This is a genomic window from Burkholderia sp. LK4 (assembly GCF_001043615.1).
GTDB lineage: Bacteria > Pseudomonadota > Gammaproteobacteria > Burkholderiales > Burkholderiaceae > Burkholderia > Burkholderia cepacia.
This window is the reverse complement of sequence record NZ_LDUL01000028.1, coordinates 49,720-73,245: the sequence shown is the minus strand read 5'-3', so window position 1 is coordinate 73,245 and position 23,526 is coordinate 49,720. Positions and strand designations below refer to the sequence as shown.

Sequence of the window (23,526 nt, the reverse complement as noted above, 5' to 3'; positions counted from 1 at the left end):
ATCGAAACCCTCAGCGCGAACGATCAGAATAAGCCTGCATCGCCCGAGATCGCGGCGCCCGCCGCCCTCCTCACCTCTTCTCGAAAAGGACGCATCATGCTGAACTGGAACGAATACCGGAAGGAACTCTCGACGCGTATCGGCGACATCGCCAAACTGTCGCCGGACACGCTGGCCGGCTACAAGGCGCTATCCGGCGCCGGCGCGAAGACCGGCCATCTCGACGCAAAGACACGCGAGCTGATCGCGCTCGCGGTGGCGGTCACGACACGCTGCGACGGTTGTATCGCCGTGCACACGGCCGAAGCGACCAAGCATGGCGCGACGAAGGAGGAAGTGGCGGAAGCGCTCGGCGTCGCGATTGCGCTGAATGCGGGTGCGGCGCTCGTCTATTCGGCGCGCGTGATGGACGCGCTGGGCGACTGAACCCGACGGCCGCGGCGCTGCCGTCGCGTGGCGGCGCCCGGCTGCATGGTTTCATGGCTGCATGTCTGCCCGGTTGCGCACCGCGCACCCGGGCAACTGACGTATGACGATTGGCCAGCGTACCTGCCCGAATGGCTGGCCGGGCGCGCGCGGGCAAGGATGCGCCGCGAAGTCGGCTACCATGCGCGAACGATCCATCGTGAAGGAGCGCTCCATGTGCCGCTGGCTCGCCTATACGGGTAATCCGATCCATCTGGAAACCGTGCTGTTCCGCGCGAAGCATTCGCTGATCGACCAGAGCCTGCATTCGGAGCTGGGGGCGACGACCACCAACGGCGACGGCTTCGGCATCGGCTGGTACGGGCGCCCCGACGAACTGCCGTTCCGCTACCGCTCCGTGCATCCCGCGTGGAACGACCGCAACCTGCGCGAAGCCGCACGCGCGATCCGCTCGCGGATGTTCATCGCGCATATCCGCGCGGCCACCGACACGCCGGTGCAGGAAACCAACTGCCACCCGTTCCGCCACGGCCGCTGGCTGTTCGCGCACAACGGGCTGATCCGCGACTTCCACAAGCTGCGCCGCGACCTGACGATGAAGGTCGATCCCGCGCTGTTCCCGACGCTCGAAGGCTCGACCGACTCCGAACTGATGTTCCGCCTCGCGCTGACCTACGGCCTCGAGCAGATGCCGCTGCCCGCGCTCGAGCGGATGGTCGGCATGGTCGAGGAAACGGCCGCGCGGCATCGCGTGGCCGACCCGCTCAACATGACGATCTGCGCGACCGACGGCGAGCGGATCATCGCGGTACGTTATTCGAGCGAACGGCAATCGCGCTCGCTGTTCCACAGCACGTCGTTCAAGCACCTCCATGAGCTGTATCCGCACAACCCGCGCATCGCCGAAGCCGGCGACGACGCATTCATGGTCGTGTCCGAGCCACTCGTCGACCTGCGCGGCGCGTGGGAGGAAGTGCCGGAGAGCATGGCGATTGTCGCGCAGGGTGCTGATGTGCAGCAGCGGCCGTTCGCGCCGCGACACAAGTAGCAGACGGCACCATTGAAGGCTTCGTAAGGGGATGCCAAACGTATGCGGAAGAACGAATACGCCCGGAAAATAACGGATTACAAACATACCGGCGCGTTACAATTGTCAACGGAAGTCGACGAGACTCCGAACAAAGTAACTGTGCGATCGTCCGTACCTCTAATCGGAAATGACCCAAGATTCCAAGAATTGGCCACCCGTCAGGCCGACGGACTGCGAACCGGCACGTCCTCGTGTGAAACAGAATCGAGCCTTCGTGGTGTGGCTGACCGGGATCTCCGGCGCCGGCAAATCGACACTGGCGAACCTGCTAAAGGAACAGCTCGACGCACGCGGACTTCGCACCTATCTGCTGGATGCCGACCGCTTGCGCGAGGGGCTGAACCGTGATCTAGGGTTCAGCGATGCCGATCGCCACGAAAATATCCGGCGAACTGCCGAAGTGGCCAGGCTGCTGGTGGATGCCGAATTCATTGTCATCGCCGCATTGATCTCGCCCTTTCAGGCAGCGCGTGACAAGGCCCGCACGCGCTTTGACGAAGGCACGTTCATCGAAGTCTTTGTCGACGCTGCATTGGAGGTCGCCGAGGCGCGTGACCCGAAGGGGTTGTATGCGTTGGCCCGGCAAGGAGCCATTCGGCAGTTCACCGGCATCGATTCCGCGTACGAGCGACCGCACTCCCCCGACGTGCACGTCAAGACGGCCGAGACAGGTCCGTTGGAGTGCGTGGACGCGATCATCCGGAAACTGCCGCTGAACGACTGACATCATCGGAGTCAGCCGCCGTCCCTCGGTCTTCGGCGCGCTGCTCGAACGAATGACGATCGTGTCCGCGCGTCGTGCCGATGTTCAGCAGCGGCCGTTCAGTCCACGGCGCAAATCACGTCAGCCGCGACGATCAAACCGCATCCGAACCGAATCAAGTCCGGCGGGCAGTCGGCGCGAACGGCCGCGCGGCCGCGGCAGTGCGGTGAATCCGAGCCGTTCGTACAGTGCGCGGGCCCGCACGTTGCGGGTCAGCACGTCGAGGACGACATCGCGGCTGCCGTCGGCCGGCAATGCCCCCGTGTCCAGCGCGTCACGGAACAACGCGCTGAAGATCCCTGTGCCGCGCTGTCGCTCGTCGGTTGCGCAATGCGCGACGAGAATCTGCGAACGCTTCGGCGCCGGAATTTCCGTTTCGAGAATCAGCCCGCGCAACAGCTGCCCGATCGTGCGGCGCACGCCGAAGAAGCGCGCCAGCGCCCACACGACATGCACGTCGTCGAACATCGTCCGTTGCCCGTCGTGAATCGCCATCACGGCGAGCACGCTGCCGTCGTCAGCGACCGCGACGCGATGCCGGCGCCACGAGAAGCGCCCATGGCGTGACCGGAATGCCTGCTGCAGGAAAGCGATGCAGCGCACATCGCTTTCGCCGAGAAAAAACCCGAATTCCGCCACGCCGGACGCAAACACGAGCGGCCCGCACGACGCCGCGTCATTCGCCTCGGCCGCACGAAACCGCACGCGCTCGCCGGCACGCGGAGCCGCTTGCGCGAACGCGCCGGCCAGCGTCATCCGCTGCGCCCCGCGAGTCGCGACAACACGGCGACCGTCCGGCTGATCTGTTCCGGCTCGTGCGTCGAGCAGATGAAGAAGCGCAGGCGCGCAGCCTTTTCCTCGACGGCCGGATAGAAGATCGGCTGCACGTTGATGCCTTCGTCGAACATCGCATTGGCCCATTGCGCGGCCTTCAGCGAGCTCCCCGTGATCACCGGCACGACCGCGAACCCGGCACTCGTGCCGGTATTCAGCCCGGCGGCGCGCGCTTCGTTCAGGAACTGCCGCCCGCGCGCCTGCAGTCGCGCGACGCGCTCCGGCTCGGCCTGCAGGCGCTCGAGCGCGGCCAGCGACGCTTCGGCGAGCGTCGGCGCCAGCCCGACGCTGTACAGGAAACCCGGCGCCAGATGGCGCAGCATGTCGACGAGCGGCTGGCAGCCGGCGATGAAGCCGCCGCAGCCGGCCAGCGTCTTGCTCATCGTGCCCATCCACATGTCGACCTGGTCGGGCGCGACGCCGCAATGCTCGCGGATGCCCTTGCCGGTCGCGCCGAGCACGCCGAGCGAATGCGCCTCGTCGACCAGCAGGAATGCACCGTGGCGCGTTTTCACGTCGACGAAGCGCTGCAGGTCGGGGAAATCGCCGTCCATGCTGTACAGCCCTTCGATCGCGATCAGCACGTGCCGGTATTCGCGGCGCACGCGCGCGAGCAGTTCGTCGAGCGCCTGCCAGTCGTTGTGCGCGAAGCTCAGCCGCTTCGCGCCGCTCAGCTGTGCGCCCTGCACGATGCTGTTGTGCGCGAGCGCATCGTGGACGATCAGGTCGCCCGGGCCGAACAGGGCGCCGATCACGGTCACGTTCGTCGCGTGGCCGCTCACGAACGCGACGCAGTCGTCGGTCTCGTAGAACGTGGCCAACGCGCGTTCGAGATCGCGCTGCACCGGGCGTTCGCCCGCGACCATCCGGCTCGCCGATGCCGACGTGCCGTACCGGTCGATCGCGGCTTTCGCGCGCGCGGACACGTCCGGATCGCCAGCCAGGCCGAGGTAGTTATAGTTCGCGAAGTTCAGGTATTCGCGTCCGCCGATCTGCGTCGTCGCACCGGCGACGCCGTCGTGCACGCGGAAAAACGGCGAGTCGACGCGCAGCTTCTCGCCCATCTCGCGCATGATCCGGACCTGCTGATACTGCGGCATCGATTCGAAGCGGCTGCGCGCCGATGCGGTCTGCGCTGCCTGCGTGCCGGGCACGCCCGGTGCCGCGGCAGCATCCGTCGCGCGCTCCAGCTGCCGTTTCAGCGCTTTCGCCGCCAGTTGCTGGCGAAGATGCTCTCCCAGTGCCATTGCTTCCTTCGCTTAATCTCGAAAAGACGCTATGTTACGCCGCGCGTCATGAAAAGACGTGGTGTCACGCGTCGGAAAACTCGGCCCACTGCCACGCGTCGGGCGCGGCCAGCAGCGCGTCGACCAGCCGGAAATTCATCTCGTGGCTCGGCCGCAGCGCGCTCACGCGCGCCAGCAGCGGCGCGCCGGCCAGCGCGAGATCGCCGACCAGGTCGAGCACGCGGTGCCGGACGAATTCATCCGGCAAGCGCATCCCGCCCAGCACGCGGCTGCCGACGATGGACGCGGTGCACGACGGCCGTGCGCCGCGCAGGATCGGCACGCCGCGCAGATAGCCGGCGACGATCGCCGGCACGGCCCATTTCACGCGCCCGTACGAGCGCGACGGCGCGATTTCGGTTTCGAATGCGGCCGGCGTCAGCGCACCGTCCCAATGCATGTCGCCGAAGCCGCGCAGGTCGTTGCGCACGCTCAGTTCGTAACGCGGCGCCGGCTCGACCCGCATTTCGCGCCGCTGGTCACCCTCGCCATCCCCGACGACGACGGGCCGCAGCACGCGGATGAAGCGTTTCGGCGCATCGAGCGCGACCCGGCCGCACGCGCGGATGGCATCCACCCACGGCGTGGCGCTGCCGTCGAGAATCGGCACTTCCTCGGCGTCGATCTCGACGATCGCGTGATCGATCTCGCATGCGAGCAGCGACGCGAGCAGATGCTCGATCGTGCGAACGCCGACGCCGTCGGCATTGCGCAGCATCGTGCAGAGCGGCTGGGCGCGGCGCAGCGCGGGATCGACCGGCAGCGTCGCGAGCGTGCGTCCCTGCGCGACGCGACGGAACACGATTCCCGTCACGCCGTCTTCCGGCCGCGCGGGCAGGATCCGCACCCCCACCCGGCGCCCCGTGTGCAGCCCGTGACCGTCGATCGCCAGCGGACCTGCCAGCGTGCCCTGGCGCGTCGCCCAGCCGGACGGCGCGCTCATCGCGCGACCTCCAGCGTCGGCGACACCTGGCCCGCCACGGGCGCCGCCCGCGTATCGAGCATCGCGCGCGCTTCGCCTTCGATCGCGTGTTTCGCGGCAAGCGCCGCGACGGCCTCCTGAGCGGCATCGGTCGCCGCCCCGGCGTCGGACGCATCGGCCGACGCGCCGATCGAATCGACGATGCGTCCGGCCAGCGTCGTCACCGACGCGCCCTCGGCAATCGCCATCACCGACAGCTTGACCTCGAACGCTTCCTCGACCGCCAGGCCGAGTTCCATCCCCATCAGCGAATCCATGCCCATGTCGAGCACCGACTTGTCGAGCGCGATGCGATCCGGCGTCATGTGCAGGATCCGCGCGATCTGCGCCTGCAGCGTCCGGGCAACCAGCGCGATCGCTTCGTCGCGCGGCAGGGCCAGCACTTCTTCCCGCAACTGCGTGCCGCCGTCGCGCGCATCGCCGCCCTTCGCATGCGATTGCAGCAGCGAATACCGGCGTGCCTTCGCGGCGGGCATCCCGCGCGCCACGGCATGCCAGTCGAGCCGGACCACGGCTTCGCCCGCCGCGCCCGCGACCAGCGCGCGCTCGAGCGCGGCCATCGCCTCGTCGGACGTGATCGATGCACCGCCGATCCGCGACTGCAACGCCTCGCGCGTATCCGCGTGGCGCGCGAGGAAGCCGACGTCCTCGAGCGGGCCCCACGCCATGAACGTGCCGGGCAACCCGGCCGCGCGGCGATGTTCGACGAGCGCCTCGAGGAAGGTGTTGGCCGCGACGTAGTTCGACTGCCCCGGATTGCCGAGATAGGTCGTCGCCGACGAATAGACGACGAACAGGTCGAGCGGCAGCGCGCGTGTCGCGCGATGCAGGTTCCACGCGCCGGCCACCTTCGGTGCGAGCACCGCGGCCATCCGCGCATCGTCGAGATTGCGCACGAGGCCGTCGTCGATCGACATCGCGGAATGCAGCACGCCCTTGAGCGCGCTGCCGCGCCGCACGATCGCGGCAATCATCGCATCGACCGCCGCGGCATCGGTCACATCGCACGAAACGACATCGACCGTGACGCCGAGCGTCGCGCGCCAGCGCTCGACCTCCTCGCGGGCCGCACCGGCAAGCTCGCCGGAACGGCTCGCCAGCGTCAGCCGGCGAGCGCCGCGCTCGACCATCCAGCGCGCGCTCGCAAACCCGAGCCCGCCCGTGCCGCCGACCACCAGGTACGTGCCATGCGGATCGAGCGCGAGCGAGCCCGCGCGCGTGACGCCGCGCGTCGGGGCCGGCGTGCCGGACGGATAGGTCACGAGTACCTTGCCGATCTGGCGCGCCTGCTGCATGTAGCGGAACGCATCCTCCGCCCGTTCGGCGGGGAACGCGCGATACGGCAGCGGATGCAGCACGCCTGCGGCGAACAGCGCCATCACTTCGCCAAACAGGCGTTCGGTCAGCTCCGGCAACGCACCCATCAACTGGTCGGCATCGATGCCGAAATAGCTGATGTTGTTGCGGAACGGCCGCAGCCCGATGTGGCTGTTTTCGTAGAAATCGCGCTTGCCGAGCTCGAGGAAACGACCGAACGGACGCAGCGTGTCGATGCTGCGCACCATGGCCTCGCCGGCGAGCGAATTCAGCACGATGTCGATGCCCTGCCCGCCCGTCAGCACGCGAATGTCGTCGGCGAACGCGAGGCTGCGCGAATCGAGCACGTGGTCGGCACCGAGCAGGCGCACGAACTCGCGCTTCTCGTCGCTGCCGGCCGTCGCGAACACTTCCGCGCCGAAATGGCGTGCAAGCTGGATCGCGGCGATCCCGACGCCGCCCGCGCCGCCGTGCACGAGCACGCGCTCGCCGCGGCGCAGCCGCGCGAGTTCGACGAGTGCGTAATACGCGGTGAAGAACGTGGTCGGCACGGTCGCGGCTTCCTCGAACGTCAGACGCTCGGGTTTCAGCGCGATCGCTTGCGCGCGCGTCCTGACGCGCGTCGCGAACGAGGCCGGCGCGAAGCCGAGAATCGCATCGCCCGGCGCGAATGCCGTCACGGCACTGCCCACGCGGACGACGCGGCCGGACAGCTCCATGCCGATCGTCGCGCCCGCGAAGCCGGTCTCGACCGCCTCATCGGACAAGAGCCCCATCGCATACATCACGTCGCGGAAATTGAGGCCGGTCGCAACCGGCTCGATCTCCACCTCGTCCGCGCCCAGCGCGCTTTCCGGCAACGCGAACCATTCGAGATTGCGCAACGAGCCCGGTGCATCGAACGCTAGCACGGCCGCACGCGCGATCGCGCCATCGCTGCGGGCTGCGGCCTGCGCGGCCGTCAGCATGCGCGGCACCAGACGCCCGTGTGCGCCCAGGACGACTTCTTCCTCGACCGCCGAGCCGGTCAGCTCGCGAATCAGCGCATCGGGAATCCCGTCCACCGCGCGATCGACGTCGATCAGGCGGCACGCGAGTTCGGGATGCTCGTTCGCCAGCACGCGACCGAGGCCCCACAGCGTTGCCTGTTCCGGATGCGCATTCGCGGCCCCGGCGAACGGCGCGCCGCCGCGTGTGACGACAGTCAAGCGCGTGGCCGCGTTCGGCTGCGCGCCGAGCGCGCGGACGAGCGCCGCCAGCGCGATCGCGCCGTGACGCTGCGCAGCCATCAGGCCGTCGCCCGTCGCCGATTCGGCCAGCGGCGTTTCCGGTGCGCAGAACACCACGTGCGCCGGCTGCCCGGCCGGCAACGACGCAATCGCGTCGGCTGCATGCGCGATGTCCACGATGTCGGCCGGATAACCCGCGCGCGCCAGCGCGTCGGCCAGCTGCCCGCCGAAACCGTCGGCGGCACCCGGCGCGTGCATCACGAGCCATTGTTCGTTGCGTGCGAGCGTACCGAGATCGCTCGAGTCGTCGGTGCGTTGTGCAGCAGCGGCGCTCGCTGGGTTGCGCGCGATGACGAACGTCGGCGTACCGTCCAGATCGAGCGATTGCTCGACGTGCCGCACGACGTCGACGTAACCCGCGCGTGCGAGCGCTGCCTCGAGATCCGCCGGCGCCAGCGACGCGGGGGCAGCGGCTTCCGTCGACGTTGCCTGCGAGGCGAACACGATGTCGGAGAAGCGGCCGTGGCGCGACTCGGCCAGCAGCAGCAGTCCGCCCGGCGCCAGCCACGACCGCATCGCATTCAGTGCATCGACCACATCATGACGATCGCTCAGTGCGCGGTTCGCGACGATCAGGTCGTAAGGCCCGGCGTCATCGGCCGACAGCGACAGCCGCTCGCCCGACTGCAGCGCCACTGTGCGCACTACCGCTTCCGCATCCGTGTCGAAACCGGCCAGTTGGCCGGCCGTCGCCGCGATCGTGTGGTCGCAGCGCGCGGCAGCGAGATGCATCCCGAGCGTCTGCAGCACGTCGCCGTCCGTCGCGCCGAGTTCGAGCACGCGCAGCCGGCGTGCCGGCTGCCATGCATCGACCGCCTGCTCGACGCTTGCGGTCAGCAACGCGTGCACGTGCTGCCACGTCGGCGACGCGGCAAGGAGCTGCTCGACCAGGCTGTGCCCGGTCGGCGACAGCAAGCGGGCACCATCCTTCGCGCCGCCCAGCACGTCGGGCAACGCCGCGCCGCAATGCGCGAGCAGCGTCAGTTCGGCCACGTGCCCCGGCGATTCGGCCAGCAACCCGCGCCACAGCTCGTCGAGCGGCGGCAGCGCCGCGCACGCTGCGTCGTCGCGCACGAGCAGCGCGCCGTCGCGATGAGCGAGACCATCCTCGACCAGCATGTCGGCAAGACGCGCGGCCAGCGCCGCACGCCCCGCCGCCGGCTGCCACGTGCCGGCGAATGCGCCGAGCGCATCGAACGCGCGCAGCGCGTAGAGGCTCGCCAGCACGTCGAGCAGCGGCAGGATTTCGGTCAGATGCTGCGTCCGGCGGACGTCGTTACCGGTTGCGTCCAGCCGCGCGACGGCCTGCGCAAGCAGCGCATCGGGGGCCGGCAAACCGGCTGCATCGACGTCGCCCGGCAGCGGCATGTCTTCAAGGCGATAGACGAAGCGCGCAGGCAGGTTCTGACGACGGCCGACGAGATCGACGCGCCGGAACCGGCAAGCGCCGAGCCGCGCGACGATCGCGCCCCGCGCGTCGAGGAATTCGAAATGCGCAACGATCGAATGCGGGCTGTGCCGGTCGATCTGCACGCGCACCCGCTCGACCGTGTCGCCGCGCAGATAGTCGACCCGGCCGATCTGCACCGGCACGTACGCCGGATGCTCGCCTTCGCGTGCGTGCGCCGCCAGCAAGGCGAACAGCGGATGAAACCCGCTGTCCATCAGCGCCGGATGCAGCAGATACGCGGACAAGGCCCGCGCATCGCCGCATGCGGCCGGCGCGACGACGTCCGCCAGCGCCTCGCCGTCACTCGCGGCAACCCGCACGGTGCGAACCCAGCGGAACGCCGGCCCGTAGCCGAGGCCGATGGCCGCGGTGTTTGCGTACAGCGTGTCGCCGTCGGCCGCGGGCAGCGCGAGCAGACGATCGAGCACGGCGGACGGCACGACGCTCGTATCGCCGAGCGCGTTGCCGCTTTCCAGCATCCGCCCCGTCACGTTCAGCGTCCACGCGCTGTCGGACATCCGGTCGCGCGTCTCGATCGTGAAGGTCGCGGTGCGCGGCTCGATCACGAGCCGGAACAGTTTCGCCTGCTGCGGCTGGAATACGACCGGCGTGCGGATCTCGACGTTTTCGAGTGCCGCATCCGGCGTATCGAAGAAGGTCCGTGCCGCGGCGAGGGCCATTTCCACGTAACCCGCGCCCGGGAACGCCACGCCGCCGTCGACGACGTGATCGGCCAGCATCGGCAGCTTCGCCGGATCGAGCTGGTTTTCCCACGCGAATGCGTGCTCATGCAGACGATAGCCGAGCAGCGGATGCTCGCGGCGGCGATTGACGAGGCCGTACCCTTCGACGGTCGGCGTCAGCCAGAAGCGGTCGCGCTGCCACGGATAGGACGGCAACGCAGCACGCGATTGGCCCGGCGCAAAGCGGTCGGGATCGACGCTCGCGCCGTGCGCGATCGCCGCGAGAATCGCCTGCCGCAGCGTCGCCGCGCTGCCGTGACCGCGCTTGAGCGTCGGCAGCGCCGTGCCGGTTGCGCCGGCGGCCGTGAGCGCCTGCTTCACGTACGTACGCAGGATCGAATGCGGCGAAACCTCGACGAACAGTCGCACGCCCTGCTCGATCAGATGCGCGATGCCGTCACCGAAGCGCACCGGCTCACGGATATTGCGCCACCAGTAGCGCGCATCGAGCTCGGTGCCGGCAAGCGCGCCGCCGGTCACGGTCGACACGAACGTGCCGTTGCCCAACTGCGGCCGCAGGCTCGCCAGTTCGGCCAGCACGACCGGCTCGATGCGATCCATGTGGCTGCTGTGGAACGCGTAGTCGAGATCCAGCATCTGGAAGAACTTGCCGCTGCCGCGCAGCGCCGCCTCCAGTGCCTGCAGCCCCTGCAGCTCGCCCGCGAGCGTCACCGCATCGGGGCTGTTGATGCCGGCGATCTCGACACGGCGCGCAAGCCCGTGGCGCGCGATCAGTTCGCGCGCCGCTGCATCGCCGATGCCGATGGCCGCCATCCGGCCGCTGCCGCGCGTCATCGCCTGCGCGCGGCTGCGGATCTTGATCACGCGCACCGCATCGGCGAGCGACAGCGCGCCCGTCACCCACGCCGCCGCAATCTCGCCGACGCTATGGCCGATCGCTGCGTCGTAACGCATCCCGTGCGCATCGATCACGCGGATCATGCCGACCTGGATCGCGAACAGCAGCGGCTGCGCGTTCTCCGTCGCGGCGAGCCATTCGGCGCCCGCGCCGGCCAGCCATTCCGCGCTCGGGCCACCGCGCATCACGTCGACCAGCGACGGGCTGCCGTCGGCGCACCACAGCGCGTCCACTTCGTCGAGCGCCGCGCGGAAGACGGCATTCTCGGCATAAAGCTCGTTGCCCATCCCGACCCACTGGCAGCCGTTACCCGAGAAGACGAGCGCGGTGCGTGGCGTGTCGGCCGGGGCCTGGCCGGTCGCCACGCTGGCGGGCAACCCTTCCGGTGCCGGCTGGGCCAGCGCCGCGAGTGCCGCACGGCCTTCGGCCACGTCGGCCGGCGCGACGATCGCGCGATGCTCGAGCCATTGACGACGACGTGCGGCCGCGGCGGCAAGCGCCTGCCAGTCGCCGCCGTTGTCGAGCATCGACAGATAGCGGCCCGCGAGCGCGCCGAGCGCATTCGCGCTGCGCGCGGTCAGGACGAGCGGAGACAACTGCGCGTGAGTCGGCTCGGGCGCGGCCGCCGACGCCTCGTTTGCAGCCGGCGCCTCGGTCAGCACGACGTGTGCGTTCGTCCCGCCGAAGCCGAACGAGTTGACGCCGACCGTCAGCGGCGCGTCGCCTGCGTCGAGCGGCATGAAGCGATCGACGACACGCAGACGCCCACCGTCGAAATCGATGCCAGGATTGGGCGTGACGAAATGCAGCGAGCGCGGTACCGCGCGATGCTTCAGGCACAGCACGGCCTTCAGCAGCCCGGCCATGCCGGACGCCGTTTCGAGGTGGCCGATGTTGGTCTTCACCGAACCGATGAGCAGCGGACGATCGGCCGGGCGCTCGCCCGACACGACGTCGATCAGCGCACGCGCCTCGATCGGATCGCCGACCGCCGTGCCGGTGCCGTGTGCCTCGAGATACGCCAGGGACTGCGGATCGATGCCCGCGCGCGCGTAGACGCTGCGCAGCAGCGATGCTTGCGCGGCCGCGCCCGGCACGCTGATACCGCCCGGCGAGTGGCCGACCGAGTTCACGCCGGAGCCGGCGATCACCGCATGGATCGTGTCGCCGTCGGCGAGCGCGCGATCGAGCGGCTTGAGCAGCACGAACGCGCCGCCTTCCGAGCGGACATAACCGTCGCCGGTTGCATCGAACGCGCGGCAACGGCCGCGCGGCGACAACATCGACGCCTTGGAGAAGCTGACGAAACCGAACGGATGCAGCAGCAGGTTGACGCCGCCCGCGAGCGCCACGTCGGCTTCGCCGGACTGCAGCGCCTTGACGGCCTGGTGGAGCGCGACGAGCGACGACGAGCAGGCCGTATCGACGGACATGCTCGGGCCGCGCAGGTCGAACAGGTAGGACACGCGGTTCGACGCGATACTCAGGGTGTTGCCGGTCGCCGAATACGGATCGATCACGTTCAGATCGTCCATGTTGCGGTTGCCGTAATCCATGCTGGCGGCGCCGACGAAGACGCCGCAGTTGCTGCCGCGCATGTCGGCCGGGCGCACGCCGGCGTCCTCGAACGCTTCCCACGCGAGTTCGAGCAGCAGGCGCTGCTGGGGGTCCATCTGGGCCGCTTCGCGCGGGGAAATGCCGAAAAATGCGGCATCGAAGCCGGCGACGTTGTCGACGACGCCGGCCGAGAACGTGTAGCTCTTGCCCGGTTCGCGCTTGGACGGGTGCTGGTAGAAATCGGTGCCGAAACGGTCGGCGGGGATTTCGGTCACTGCGTCGCGTTCGTCGCGCAGCAGTTGCCAGAAGTCGCCAGGGTTGTTTGCCCCCCCGGGAAACCGACACGCTATCCCAATTATTGCAATCTTACTGTTCATCTCTTATGTCGCTTTCTCGGATGCGCACGGATGCTCCGCACGATTTCCGTGATCTTGTACCACATGCAGCAGTGCCGCTCCGAGCTCTTCAGCCGCCAGATTCCTGCATTCGGGGGTATCTGTGCTGTAATTCCGCCAAATGAAGTAGTCGCTGTGTTGCGGATTAACGCCCAACTTTTCGAATACGTGAGGCAGTGCCGGAACGTGGTCGCCGTAAAAGCAAACGACCGTTTCACGATCGCTGGCGCGCAAATGATCGAGCAAGCGCCCGATCATTGCATCGGCGTTTTCGATGTGCCGCAAGTAAGCCGTCAGGTCGCGCCAGGGCGCGTCTTCGCCGAGAGTATGCCTTGAAGACGATTCGCCGGGTAAAACCTGCTCGAGGTGCAGCGGGCCATGGTTCTCCATTGTCATCGCGAAGATGAACCGCGGGCGGTCGCGCGGCGCATCGAGCGCGGCGATGATCGCATCTGTTACGGCCTCATCCGAAATATACGGGCCGCAACGGCGCGCCGCTGCAAAATGTTCGATATCGAGAAATCGCTCGAATCCAAGCATTGGGAACACGCGCTTCCGACCGAAGAAATCGGCGTAATACGGATGTATGGCGAGGGTTTCGTAATTTCCACGCGAAAACCAGCGCGCAAGAGATGCGCAAGCATTACGCACGAAAGCGTAAGGATAGAAACGCGCATATCCTAGCGATGCTTGCGGCAGGCCTGTCAATACAGCAAACTCGGTGCGCATCGTGTTCGCCCCCCAAGCCGGCACGGACAACTTCCCGTGTAACACCGATTCGTTGCGTGCGAGATCTAGGCGGCTGTATGCGGATGACTCAAGCGCACCGCTGATACGACGCATGTCGAAATACGATTCGCTCTGGATCAAGATAACGTCCTGATGCCGGCGCGCGCCTCCTGTCGCATAGGGTCCTGTCATGAGCGAGCGCTTGAAATGCGCCAGTGTCGATGGACGCAAGCCGTTCAGCAAATACGCAACAAATACTGCAAAAAAGCCGTTCCTTGCTTGATCGGTATCCAGTTCGAGTGTCAGCGCCAAGCGCGCAGCAAGCAACTGCCCGGCGAAAAGCGATGCAACAACCAGCGACCACGCCGCAACACTGAAACCTGATGCAGACGGTCGCTCGACGATGAAACCGCACACCACGATCAAAATCCCGCCTGCGATGGCGGCGACCTTGCCCAGGCTTAAAAACGGCAGGTACAGTCGCGGATGCGAAAACAGCTGACTGAAAAGGCTGAGATCGGTAAAGACAAACGGTTCACGCAATGACTCGTACTTTGCATTGCTGACTGCTGCGACGAGACCGATGAGCGCAACCGAAACACAAGCTGAGATGATCGGACGTAACGTGACGGCCAATACGATTCCGAAAACGAACGATACCGCAAGAATATGGAGCATCAACGCTGCTACCGGACGACGCCACCCTGCTCGCGGCATCGCTATCCTGTCCGGCACGAACGATAGTCCTGCTGCAACAACAAGTGTCAACGCGATTCCACCGTTCAATTGACACGCTCCTCGCGTGGCAGATAAGACAAGCGATCAAGAATCGCGTCGGCCACCTGGACCGGAAGTATCGTCAACAAGCGCATCCCCACGGACAGCAGCCTTGGAAAAGCAATTTCGGCGCGCCCGACAGCAAGCTTGCGGAGAATGTGGGCCGCAGCCCGATCTGCACTCCACATGAATGGCCTATCGCCAGGAAACGCATCGCTCATCGCAGTACTCACGAAACCGGGAAGAATGACGGTCATCCCGACACCGTCCCGAGCCAGAAGCGGTCGCACCGAATCTCCATATGCCTTGATTGCAGCCTTGCTCGCGCAGTATGCCGGCGAAATCGCCATTCCGCGGAGCGACGCCAAAGAACTGACCATCGCGATACGCCCCTGCTTACGCAAACGCATCCGGTCAAGCACCGGCAGCACTGTGTACATTGAGCCGTAGAAGTTTGTGTCGACAACGGCGCACGTGCGATCCAGCCCCTCCCAGTCGCCCGCTGACGCGAGCGTGCTCGCGATCCCCGCATTCGCGATCAACAGATCGATAGGATAGCGATTGTCAAACGCGACCAACCAAGTACCAATTGCCGCGGCATCACGAACGTCGACCGCACCAGTCAGCACCTCTGCCCCACGCGCTCGACACCCCTCGGCAGTCACTTCAAGTTCCGCCGCATTGCGGGCGACAAGCCCCAGCACGCAACCCGGCTGCGCATAGGCGAATGCGAGCGCCCGGCCCAAACCTGCGCTTGCACCGGTGATCACGACTCGCTGCATCGCCGCACTAGACATGCGAAGCCTCCAGTCGGCGCACCGTTCCAGAAACGGCCATGGCGATCCCTCTGCGCGTATAAAAATCACCGTTGATTTGGGTGTGGTGAATCACGTAGTTAAGAAAAGCTTGATAGAGTGCCATATCTGGCGGCTCAGCCTCGCTCCAGAACGAGTGCAGCCCTTGCTGCCACGTGAGCCCCGGGATGTCATAAATTGCGTCGCCCAGCGCAATAAGCGGACGCCGATGATGCAAAGCCGAAAGCCCCACGGTGCTGTTGACCAAGACGACGCCCAGCGCATGATCGAGCAGGGTCGGCAAATGCCCGGCGTCGATAAAGCGCAGCCGGGGTTCGATATCGAGTTCCCGGGCAAGCGATTGTGCATAGCGGCGATAGTCGATCAGCCCCGTGTCAAGCGGATGATTCTTGATCACCAAGCAGCTCCCAATCGGCGCGTGCGAAGCAAATGACCGCATGACCCGCTCAATCGCGTGTCGAACCCCGTCAAATTCGGAATGTATGACGATCTGCGTATCCGAGTTGAGCTGAAGCGGAAACAGATAGTATGGCAGCCTCGACTCCAGCAACCCCCGGGTCACCTCGTCCGCATGTCGATGTTGCCACCGCGATTTCAACGCACGCGAGGCAAGTCCCGCGTACTCTACGAAGCCATTTTGGGGTCGGTGGCTTCGATAGTGCGGGAAGCGGAACGCATACAGCGCATTCGCGAGGCGATAGCGGATATCGTGAAACGCCCGCTCACGCAAGTTGTAGCCGGTCTCTTGTCCAGGCGCACTGGCAGGGATCTCGGCGCGACGCTCCAGATACCACGCCGGATCACGCGGTAGTAGCGAGCGGCCGTTGACTCCATGCTGTTCGAGCGTGAGCCAATTCGGACGCACGTAGCCCTCTTCGAACACACGCACGCCAACGCCAGCTTGCTTCGCGACAGCATGCACCGGGCGGTGGATGGGCCGACAATCCCCGAACATCAACACATCGGTAAATTCACCACCAGCCAAAACTTCCGAGTACCAGTCCGGCAGCAGCTCCGACGACGACGTAAAATTCCAGGCATCGCCCCCACCACCATACAAGGCATCTCCGCCGCAAAAATTCACTCGGCGGACAGTGTGCCCACGCTCGGTCAAGGCAACCGCAAGGCGCCCGAAAAACGGCGAAGCCGTACCTTGCAAAAGCAAAAAGGAACGTCGCATGCGGTAAAGCAACGGGAAGTAATGTAAGTTGTAAGCAGAACAGCCAGCAGCCTACCGAGGCAGATCCGTAGAATCATGCGGTGGCCGGCAGAAATTTTATGTTCCGTTGGCAAAATAGACCGCGCAAGGCGGTTGCAATATACAACATTGCGGGCCAAACGAATACCACTTGGTCCGAAATTACAACACGAAAACCACCATCAATTAAGGTAGCGCAGTCACAACAACATCACTATAATATTGCGCCCTTGCCGCGCACGGTGCCGTACTGCCTCCCCCTGAAAACTCGAGGCACTTCGCAAGCGTTATTCGCGCCCACACTTTACGAGCGAGGGCGCCCACGAAGTGCAAGCTCGGTGTTCGCCCGAGCCTGGCACATTTAACACATTCCGAGCACACCACCCAGCGATCCCGCCTACAATCTCCCCAACTCAATTTCAAGGTGGGGACAGTTGACCATGCCCCCCCCTCGCACTCCTTAGCACGTACGCGCCTGCCCTGGTCGCGCCAAACGCATCGGCATTTAGAAATGAGTCAAACGAACCCACCCGACACACCGCAACGGCGCGTTTTACTGGAAATGCGCCCAGCCCTCGACGGCTTCGCCGGTATTCCGCAGGAAACCCGACTCCTGTTCCGCAATCTGGCGACCAGCCACTTGATCGAAATCGCAGGCCTGCTTCAGACATCTCTACGATTTCTCAGCCCCGGAACCACCCTCCCCCAAAACGACAATGACGACAGCTCGCATCCGATCAGCGAGCGACTCAATCAATACTCCAGAATAATCGTCAGCCTGGATACGAAGCCGAACAACCAGTTGCTGAATGAAATCGAGCTCTATCTGAAGCGCAGGAAAGTCGCGTACGGACTGATGCTAAAGACTGCGCTGCTTGGTGGGCGCAACAAGATCCCGCTTACACACTTCGATTCCCGTCACTTTGAGGAATACGTGTGGCATGCCCTGTTCAGCAAAACTTTGCCGGCCGAGGATTTTTCACGCGTCACGCTGCGCCCATTCCGGGTCTGCACGATCCCATGGAACATAATGCAGTCAGCTGGATTGTTGTCTCTCAAATGGCGGAAGCGTGCCGTTTATCCGACAATTGACACCGCCGGGCACGACATCTTTATCGCACAGACACCATATCCAGGCAGGGTCGCACCGGGCACGAAGCTAGTGATCAGATACCACGACGCCCTACCGATCTTCATGCCACACGCGTTCGCGAACAAATCGCGACACCAGGCAACACACTTTCGCGCCTTGGCCGACAATGTTGCGCAGGGAGCTTATTTTGCATGCGTGTCGGAGGCTACCCGCCAGGATTTACTAAGTGCATTTCCGGAACTTGAAACGCGCAGCATCACGATCCCCAACATGGTGTCGCACCATTACTTTTCAGAGGACTCGCCAACAAGCCGCGTCGAATCCATAGTCAGAACGAGACGCAACACCAATATTAGCGACATTCCATTCCGACCCCCATCAGGTGTACCGTTTCGCTATCTATTGATGGTATCGACGCTTGAGCCACGGAAGAATCATGCATTGCTGATATCCGCGTTTGCAGCACTACGAGCCTCCGTCGATCCGGAGTTGAAGCTCATAATTGTTGGCAGTGTCGGATGGGATGCAGAGCCAATCATCCGGGATATGCAGCCCTGGATCGAACAGGATGCGATCTACTCACTGGAGAAGGTTCCGGCCGATGAACTAAGGGTACTTTATCGCCATGCGGCTGTAACAGTCTGCCCGAGCGTAGCGGAAGGTTTCGATTTTTCGGGCGTCGAAGCAATGCGCAGCGGCAGCGTCGTTGCAGCATCAGATATAGCGGTACATCGGGAAATTTACTCTGACGGTGCCGAGTACTTCGATGCGCACTGTTCCGCAAGCTTGACTGACAGCCTGAGACAGATACTGACCGCACCCGACGCTGGCTCCAAGCGTCAGCATGCGATCGAACGTGGTGCAGCAGTTTCGAGGCGCTACCTCCCCGACCACATCCTACCCCTATGGGAGGCATTTCTTTCACAGATAAGCCCCGGGAAGTAAGTGCAGCACGAGGAGCAAATTCTCTGCTCCTCGCCAACCACACCAGCCAAATGCGAGTTAGAAATACTCCGCTTCGGCAAATGCAGATGCCGCCGCATCCTTTGCCGACACAATCGCCTCACCATCAACCGGCCACTCAATCGCAATCGTGGGATCGTCCCAACGAATTGCGCGCTCTGCGTCTGGATACCAGTAGTCGGTTGTCTTATACAAAAACTCAGCCGACTCGGACGTTACAACGAAACCATGCGCAAAGCCTTCGGGCACCCAAAGTTGTCGCTTGTTTTCTGCGGACAGCGTAACGCCAACCCACTTGCCGAACGTCGGCGACGAGCGACGAATGTCCACAGCAACGTCGAACACCTCCCCCGCCACGACACGCACCAGTTTGCCTTGAGCATGATGGATCTGATAGTGCAACCCACGCACAACATGCTTCGCTGACTTCGAGTGATTATCCTGAACAAACGCAACAGCCCGACCGATGGCCGCCTCGAAGACCTGCTGATTGAAACTCTCGAAGAAAAAACCACGAGCATCGCCAAACACCTTCGGCTCGAAGAGCTTGACATCGGGGATAGCGGTTTCAATCACATTCATCGCGCAGTTTCCTTCAAGATGTCCTGCAAATACCGACCGTAGCCGTTCTTGCTCAGCGGCTGCGCAAGACGAAGCAATTGTTCACCATCAATGTAGCCAAGTCGGTATGCCACCTCCTCGATACACGCAATCTTCAGACCCTGGCGATGCTCCATAGTGGCGATGAATTGCGATGCACTGAGCATCGATTCGTGTGTCCCGGTGTCGAGCCACGCATAACCCCGCCCCATGGTCTGCACGTCGAGCGTGCCCTCCTTGAGATAAAGCGCATTGAGGTCAGTAATCTCGAGCTCTCCGCGCGGCGACGGCTTGATCGATTTCGCGAAGTCGACGACGTGCTCATCGTAGAAATATAGGCCCGTCACCGCAAAGTGCGATTTTGGCTGATCCGGCTTTTCCTCGATACTGATAGCCTTGCCTGCATCGTCGAACTCCACGACTCCGTAGCGCTCCGGATCCTGCACATGATAGGCAAACACGCTGGCCCCGGACGTCTTGGCGGCGGCCTTTTGCAGCAACAACGCAAAATCGTGACCATAGAAGATATTGTCACCGAGAATCAACGCTGACGGATCTCGGCCGATAAACGACTCGCCAAGCAAGAATGCCTGCGCAAGCCCATCGGGACTCGGCTGCACCTTGTATTCTAGGTTGATGCCCCACTGCGACCCGTCGCCGAGCAACTGCTCAAAGCGAGGCGTATCCTGAGGCGTCGAAATGATCAGAATGTCCCGGATTCCCGCGAGCAGCAAGGTGCTCAGCGGGTAATAGATCATCGGCTTGTCGTAAATCGGCAGGAGTTGCTTACTAACAGCCTGCGTCGCGGGATAAAGCCGGGTGCCGGACCCACCGGCGAGAATAATGCCCTTTCGTTTCATGTTGTCGTTACTCCTGCCTCAGTCGTGCATTTCGGAAAAAACGTGATCGACGCCGTGACGCCAATCCGGCAGATGTAGCCCGAACGCACCGGTCAACTTGCCGCAATCCAGCCGCGAATTGGCCGGACGCTTGGCTGGCAAAGGATATTCGTGCGTCGCGATCGGCTGAATATCTCCAGCCTTCATTTTCAACGCAAGGCCGCTCCGCTCCGCGGAGGCCACCACGTAGCGGGCGTACTCATACCATGTAGTCTCACCTCCGGCGGCCAAATGGTAGGTGCCGTAGGCAAATGCATCGGGTTGGTCACCCTGTCGCGCAAGAAGAAGCGCCGTCACATTGGCGATGAGGGACGCAGAAGTCGGCGCGCCCACCTGATCCGCCACAACTTTGAGCTGCTCACGTTCACGCGCAAGACGCAGGATCGTCTTCAGAAAGTTGGCGCCATGCGCCCCGACGACCCAACTGGTCCGCAGAATCAGATGCCGACTTCCGGAGCGGCGCACCGCCTGCTCCCCTTCCCACTTTGTCAAGCCATAGACGGACTGCGGATCCGTCGGATCCGACTCCCGGTAGGGCGCGGCCCCCGAACCCGAGAATACATAGTCGGTCGAGTAGTGAACCATCGTCGCGCCATTTGCAGCAGCCCACTCCGCCATTACGCCTGGCGCCGTGCTATTGATTGCGCGCACGACATCCGGCTCGCTCTCGGCCTTGTCGACAGCGGTATACGCGGCCGGATTGACGATCACATCGGGCTGCTCCCGCTCCAGCACCGCCAGAATACTGTCAGCCTTACCGAGATCCATGTCCTGCCGCGTCAGCGCGGTAACCACACCCAATGGAGCGAGCGAGCGACGCAATTCGAACCCGACCTGACCATTTGCACCGCTAATCAGAATTCGCCGCATCGTCATGCCCCGTATTGCGCCTCAATCCAGGAGCGATACTGACCACTAGTCACATTCGCCACCCATGCCTGATTTTCAAGATACCACGCGACAGTTTTCCGGATTCCGGTCTCAAATGTTTCAACCGGCTTCCACCCCAGATCGCGCTCGAGCTTGCGCGCGTCGATCGCGTACCGGCGATCGTGACCAGGACGATCCTGAACGAAACTGATTTGCGTCGCATACGATTCGCCATCGGCTCGCGGCTTCAGTTCGTCAAGAATCGAGCAAATTGTACGCACGACGTCGAGATTGGCTTTTTCGTTCCAGCCACCCACATTGTAGGTCTCGCCCAGCACGCCGGACTTCAAAACAGTTCGAATCGCGGAGCAGTGATCTTTCACATAGAGCCAATCGCGAATCTGCCGGCCATCGCCGTAAATCGGCAAAACCTTCCCCGCCAACGCATTGAGAATGACGAGCGGAATGAGCTTTTCCGGGAAATGGTACGGGCCGTAGTTGTTCGAGCAGTTTGTGGTCACTACAGGCAGGCCGTACGTGTGATGCCATGCCCGAACCAAGTGGTCAGAGGCGGCCTTGCTGGCAGAATACGGGCTGTTCGGCTCGTACGGGTTCGTTTCGGCAAATGGCGGATCGCTCTCGCTCAGCGTGCCGAACACCTCGTCGGTCGACACGTGAAGAAACCGAAACGCCTGACGTTCGTCGCCAGACAATTCACTCCAGAAGCCGCGCACCGCTTCAAGCAGGTTGAACGTGCCCACTACATTCGTCTGAATGAACTCCCCGGGCCCCGTGATCGAACGATCCACGTGGGATTCAGCAGCGAAATTCACGACCGCGCGTGGCCGATACCGCTCAAGCAGCGAGCTGACGAGTTCGCGATCACCGATATCACCGCGCACGAAAGTGTGACGGCTGTCGCCATCGAGCGACTTTAGCGTATCAAGGTTTCCAGCATACGTCAGCTTGTCAAGATTGAGGATGTGCTCGTCGCTATTTGCAAGCCAATCCAGTACAAAATTGGCGCCGATAAAGCCGGCCCCACCGGTAACGAGCAACATAAATTCCCCCAGTTATATAATCAAACCGAAAAATCAAAATAATTGACCCGGCGACAAGTTCGCACTTGATTTAAAAAAATATTATATTGAAACGCTTGTCGACTTATAGAATCAGGCCAAGAAATTCCGAAACCACACATCCAGCACAGATCGATCTCGTGCGCACCACCAACCCTCTCAGCATTCGGGCACGCACGTTTCTCTCCCAAACTTCCTGACTTATCGCGTAACTTGGACACCCGTCAGGACTGGATATGCGGCTGAAAATACGAGATTCAGAACCTTCTGAAGCTCAGTGACAGGCGCATTGGACACATACAGCAGGTCCTTGTTGTCCATCATGAAATTACGCGCAATAAAAAACGAATTGGGATCGTGCAGATCGAGTCGGTAAACAACCGGCACTTTCCCGTCAGCAGTCGTGCGCACAGGCTGACTTGGCCAGTTAAGAGCATTCGCGTCTTCCATTCGGAAAACAAAAACTCCCTGCGCGTCAGCACGCGAGTCCTCAAGCCCGCCGGCACGTGCAAGCGCTTGCGCAAGCGAGATACCTTGAGCTTCGAAATTGATTTCCTGATTCTTGCCGGTCGCCCCCAGCGCCAGGAAGCTATACGGCTGGAAAAGCGCGGTGACGACGTCGCCAGCGCGCAGTGGAACATTTTGCCTCGGATCGCGAATGACGGTTTCGAGCGGTAGCGCAACCACCCTGTCGCCGCGGGTCACCTGCAGAGTGATCTTGTCGATTGGCTGGCGCACGCCACCGGCGCTCGCCAGCGCATCCAGAAGCCGCTCACCGCGAGCGGACAACTGCATGCGATTGCTGTTCACTACGTCCCCGACCACAGTCACGTAGGAGGTGGCATTGCGCGAGAGCTTGACCAGAACCTGCGGATCGTGTGCGATATTCTTCAAACGATTCGTAATATCGCTGGCCAATTGTGTCGGCGTCCGAGTGGCCGCCTTGACATTGCCGACAAACGGGACACTGATAAAACCGCTACCATCGATCGTCTGATCAGGCAGCACCGTCACGCGCGCATTGCTGGGCCCGCTGCGGTTATCGCCCTGCGCTGCTCCGAAGAGCATCGCGGGCGGCGCCTCCCAGATCGACACCTCGATCGTATCGCCAACACCCAGTTGCTGCTGGAAGTTCGCTGCCCCCCCAAGCGCCGTCGCAAAATCAGCGCGACCTCGCTCAGCAAAGAGCTTCCGGGCAACGTCGTCGGTTATATCGACAACCTGGATTCCGGTCGCGCTCTGGGTGGCGGAAGAACTTGCTGCACCATTGACCCGCGAAGCACTTGGCCCCGATGTAGGGATGGCGGAGCAACCAGCGAGTATGCCCGTCAGCAGCAAGGGCGTGATGGCACGGCTTAGCAAATACGACATGTAGCGCGGATTTGAAAATAGACTGATGCGAATTGTCGCACAGTGCGAGATATCATAGAATGATTTAGTCATTTATGTTGCTTGAGTCTTCGAAGTTCAGCAACCGAACACCATCCCACGTCGATCGGCGCCTGCGCTGCG

Annotated in this window: 16 protein-coding genes; 4 read left to right on the top strand and 12 right to left on the bottom strand. The window is 63.4% G+C overall.

All coding sequences use genetic code 11. The annotated features are described in order from the left end of the window. Nucleotides 1-96 precede the first annotated feature (96 nt). The 3 genes from VK92_RS15025 to cysC all read left to right on the top strand — a co-directional run bounded on the left by VK92_RS15025 (nt 97) and on the right by cysC (nt 2,240). Nucleotides 97-426: a carboxymuconolactone decarboxylase family protein gene (locus tag VK92_RS15025; protein ID WP_034187202.1), complete on the top strand. Its 330-nt coding sequence runs from the start codon at nt 97-99 to the stop codon at nt 424-426. A 214-nt stretch (nt 427-640) separates the two neighbouring features. Beyond that, nucleotides 641-1,474, top strand: coding sequence for a class II glutamine amidotransferase (locus VK92_RS15020; protein ID WP_048022375.1), 834 nt, complete (start codon nt 641-643; stop codon nt 1,472-1,474). A 169-nt stretch (nt 1,475-1,643) separates the two neighbouring features. Further along, nucleotides 1,644-2,240: an adenylyl-sulfate kinase gene (cysC, locus tag VK92_RS15015; RefSeq protein WP_082160822.1), complete on the top strand. Its 597-nt coding sequence runs from the start codon at nt 1,644-1,646 to the stop codon at nt 2,238-2,240. Between the two features lie 120 nt (nt 2,241-2,360). Here the strand turns inward: cysC and VK92_RS15010 are convergent, their stop codons facing one another. The 7 genes from VK92_RS15010 to VK92_RS14980 all read right to left on the bottom strand — a co-directional run bounded on the left by VK92_RS15010 (nt 2,361) and on the right by VK92_RS14980 (nt 16,492). After that, complete coding sequence (locus tag VK92_RS15010; protein ID WP_048022373.1) at nt 2,361-3,035, bottom strand: GNAT family N-acetyltransferase; 675 nt, start codon at nt 3,033-3,035, stop codon at nt 2,361-2,363. After that, nucleotides 3,032-4,360 carry an aminotransferase class I/II-fold pyridoxal phosphate-dependent enzyme gene (locus VK92_RS15005; RefSeq protein ID WP_027788280.1) on the bottom strand — a complete coding sequence of 443 codons (1,329 nt, stop codon included), beginning with the start codon at nt 4,358-4,360 and terminating at the stop codon, nt 3,032-3,034. Before VK92_RS15005 ends, VK92_RS15010 begins: the two co-directional genes overlap by 4 nt. A gap of 64 nt (nt 4,361-4,424) precedes the next feature. Then, nucleotides 4,425-5,342: a UDP-3-O-acyl N-acetylglycosamine deacetylase gene (locus VK92_RS15000; RefSeq protein ID WP_021157189.1), complete on the bottom strand. Its 918-nt coding sequence runs from the start codon at nt 5,340-5,342 to the stop codon at nt 4,425-4,427. Continuing rightward, nucleotides 5,339-12,973 (bottom strand): type I polyketide synthase, encoded by a 7,635-nt coding sequence (locus tag VK92_RS14995; RefSeq protein WP_048022372.1) that lies wholly within the window; start codon nt 12,971-12,973, stop codon nt 5,339-5,341. The genes VK92_RS15000 and VK92_RS14995 overlap by 4 nt, the downstream gene beginning before the upstream one ends. Before the next feature lie 3 nt (nt 12,974-12,976). Further along, entirely contained in the window at nt 12,977-14,506 is a 1,530-nt protein-coding gene (locus VK92_RS14990; RefSeq protein ID WP_231600530.1) for an LTA synthase family protein, read from the bottom strand. Further along, on the bottom strand, nt 14,503-15,294 hold the full coding sequence (locus VK92_RS14985; RefSeq protein WP_048022369.1) for an SDR family NAD(P)-dependent oxidoreductase: 792 nt from the start codon (nt 15,292-15,294) through the stop codon (nt 14,503-14,505). Before VK92_RS14985 ends, VK92_RS14990 begins: the two co-directional genes overlap by 4 nt. Beyond that, nucleotides 15,287-16,492 (bottom strand): capsule biosynthesis protein, encoded by a 1,206-nt coding sequence (locus VK92_RS14980; protein ID WP_048022367.1) that lies wholly within the window; start codon nt 16,490-16,492, stop codon nt 15,287-15,289. The genes VK92_RS14985 and VK92_RS14980 overlap by 8 nt, the downstream gene beginning before the upstream one ends. Before the next feature lie 529 nt (nt 16,493-17,021). On the opposite strand from VK92_RS14980, the gene VK92_RS14975 reads away from it, so the two are divergent. Next, nucleotides 17,022-18,548, top strand: coding sequence for a glycosyltransferase family 4 protein (locus VK92_RS14975; protein WP_048028602.1), 1,527 nt, complete (start codon nt 17,022-17,024; stop codon nt 18,546-18,548). A gap of 57 nt (nt 18,549-18,605) precedes the next feature. Here the strand turns inward: VK92_RS14975 and rfbC are convergent, their stop codons facing one another. From rfbC to VK92_RS14950, 5 genes are all read right to left on the bottom strand, one after another. After that, nucleotides 18,606-19,148 (bottom strand): dTDP-4-dehydrorhamnose 3,5-epimerase, encoded by a 543-nt coding sequence (rfbC, locus tag VK92_RS14970; protein WP_048022365.1) that lies wholly within the window; start codon nt 19,146-19,148, stop codon nt 18,606-18,608. Next, nucleotides 19,145-20,026, bottom strand: a complete 882-nt coding sequence (gene rfbA / locus VK92_RS14965) for a glucose-1-phosphate thymidylyltransferase RfbA (RefSeq protein ID WP_048022363.1) — start codon at nt 20,024-20,026, stop codon at nt 19,145-19,147. Before rfbA ends, rfbC begins: the two co-directional genes overlap by 4 nt. Before the next feature lie 18 nt (nt 20,027-20,044). After that, entirely contained in the window at nt 20,045-20,941 is an 897-nt protein-coding gene (gene rfbD, locus VK92_RS14960) for a dTDP-4-dehydrorhamnose reductase (protein ID WP_197092531.1), read from the bottom strand. Beyond that, nucleotides 20,938-21,996: a dTDP-glucose 4,6-dehydratase gene (rfbB, locus tag VK92_RS14955; RefSeq protein ID WP_048022361.1), complete on the bottom strand. Its 1,059-nt coding sequence runs from the start codon at nt 21,994-21,996 to the stop codon at nt 20,938-20,940. Before rfbB ends, rfbD begins: the two co-directional genes overlap by 4 nt. 219 nt (nt 21,997-22,215) lie before the next feature. Next, nucleotides 22,216-23,385, bottom strand: a complete 1,170-nt coding sequence (locus VK92_RS14950; RefSeq protein WP_048022359.1) for a polysaccharide biosynthesis/export family protein — start codon at nt 23,383-23,385, stop codon at nt 22,216-22,218. Between the last annotated feature and the right edge of the window lie 141 nt (nt 23,386-23,526).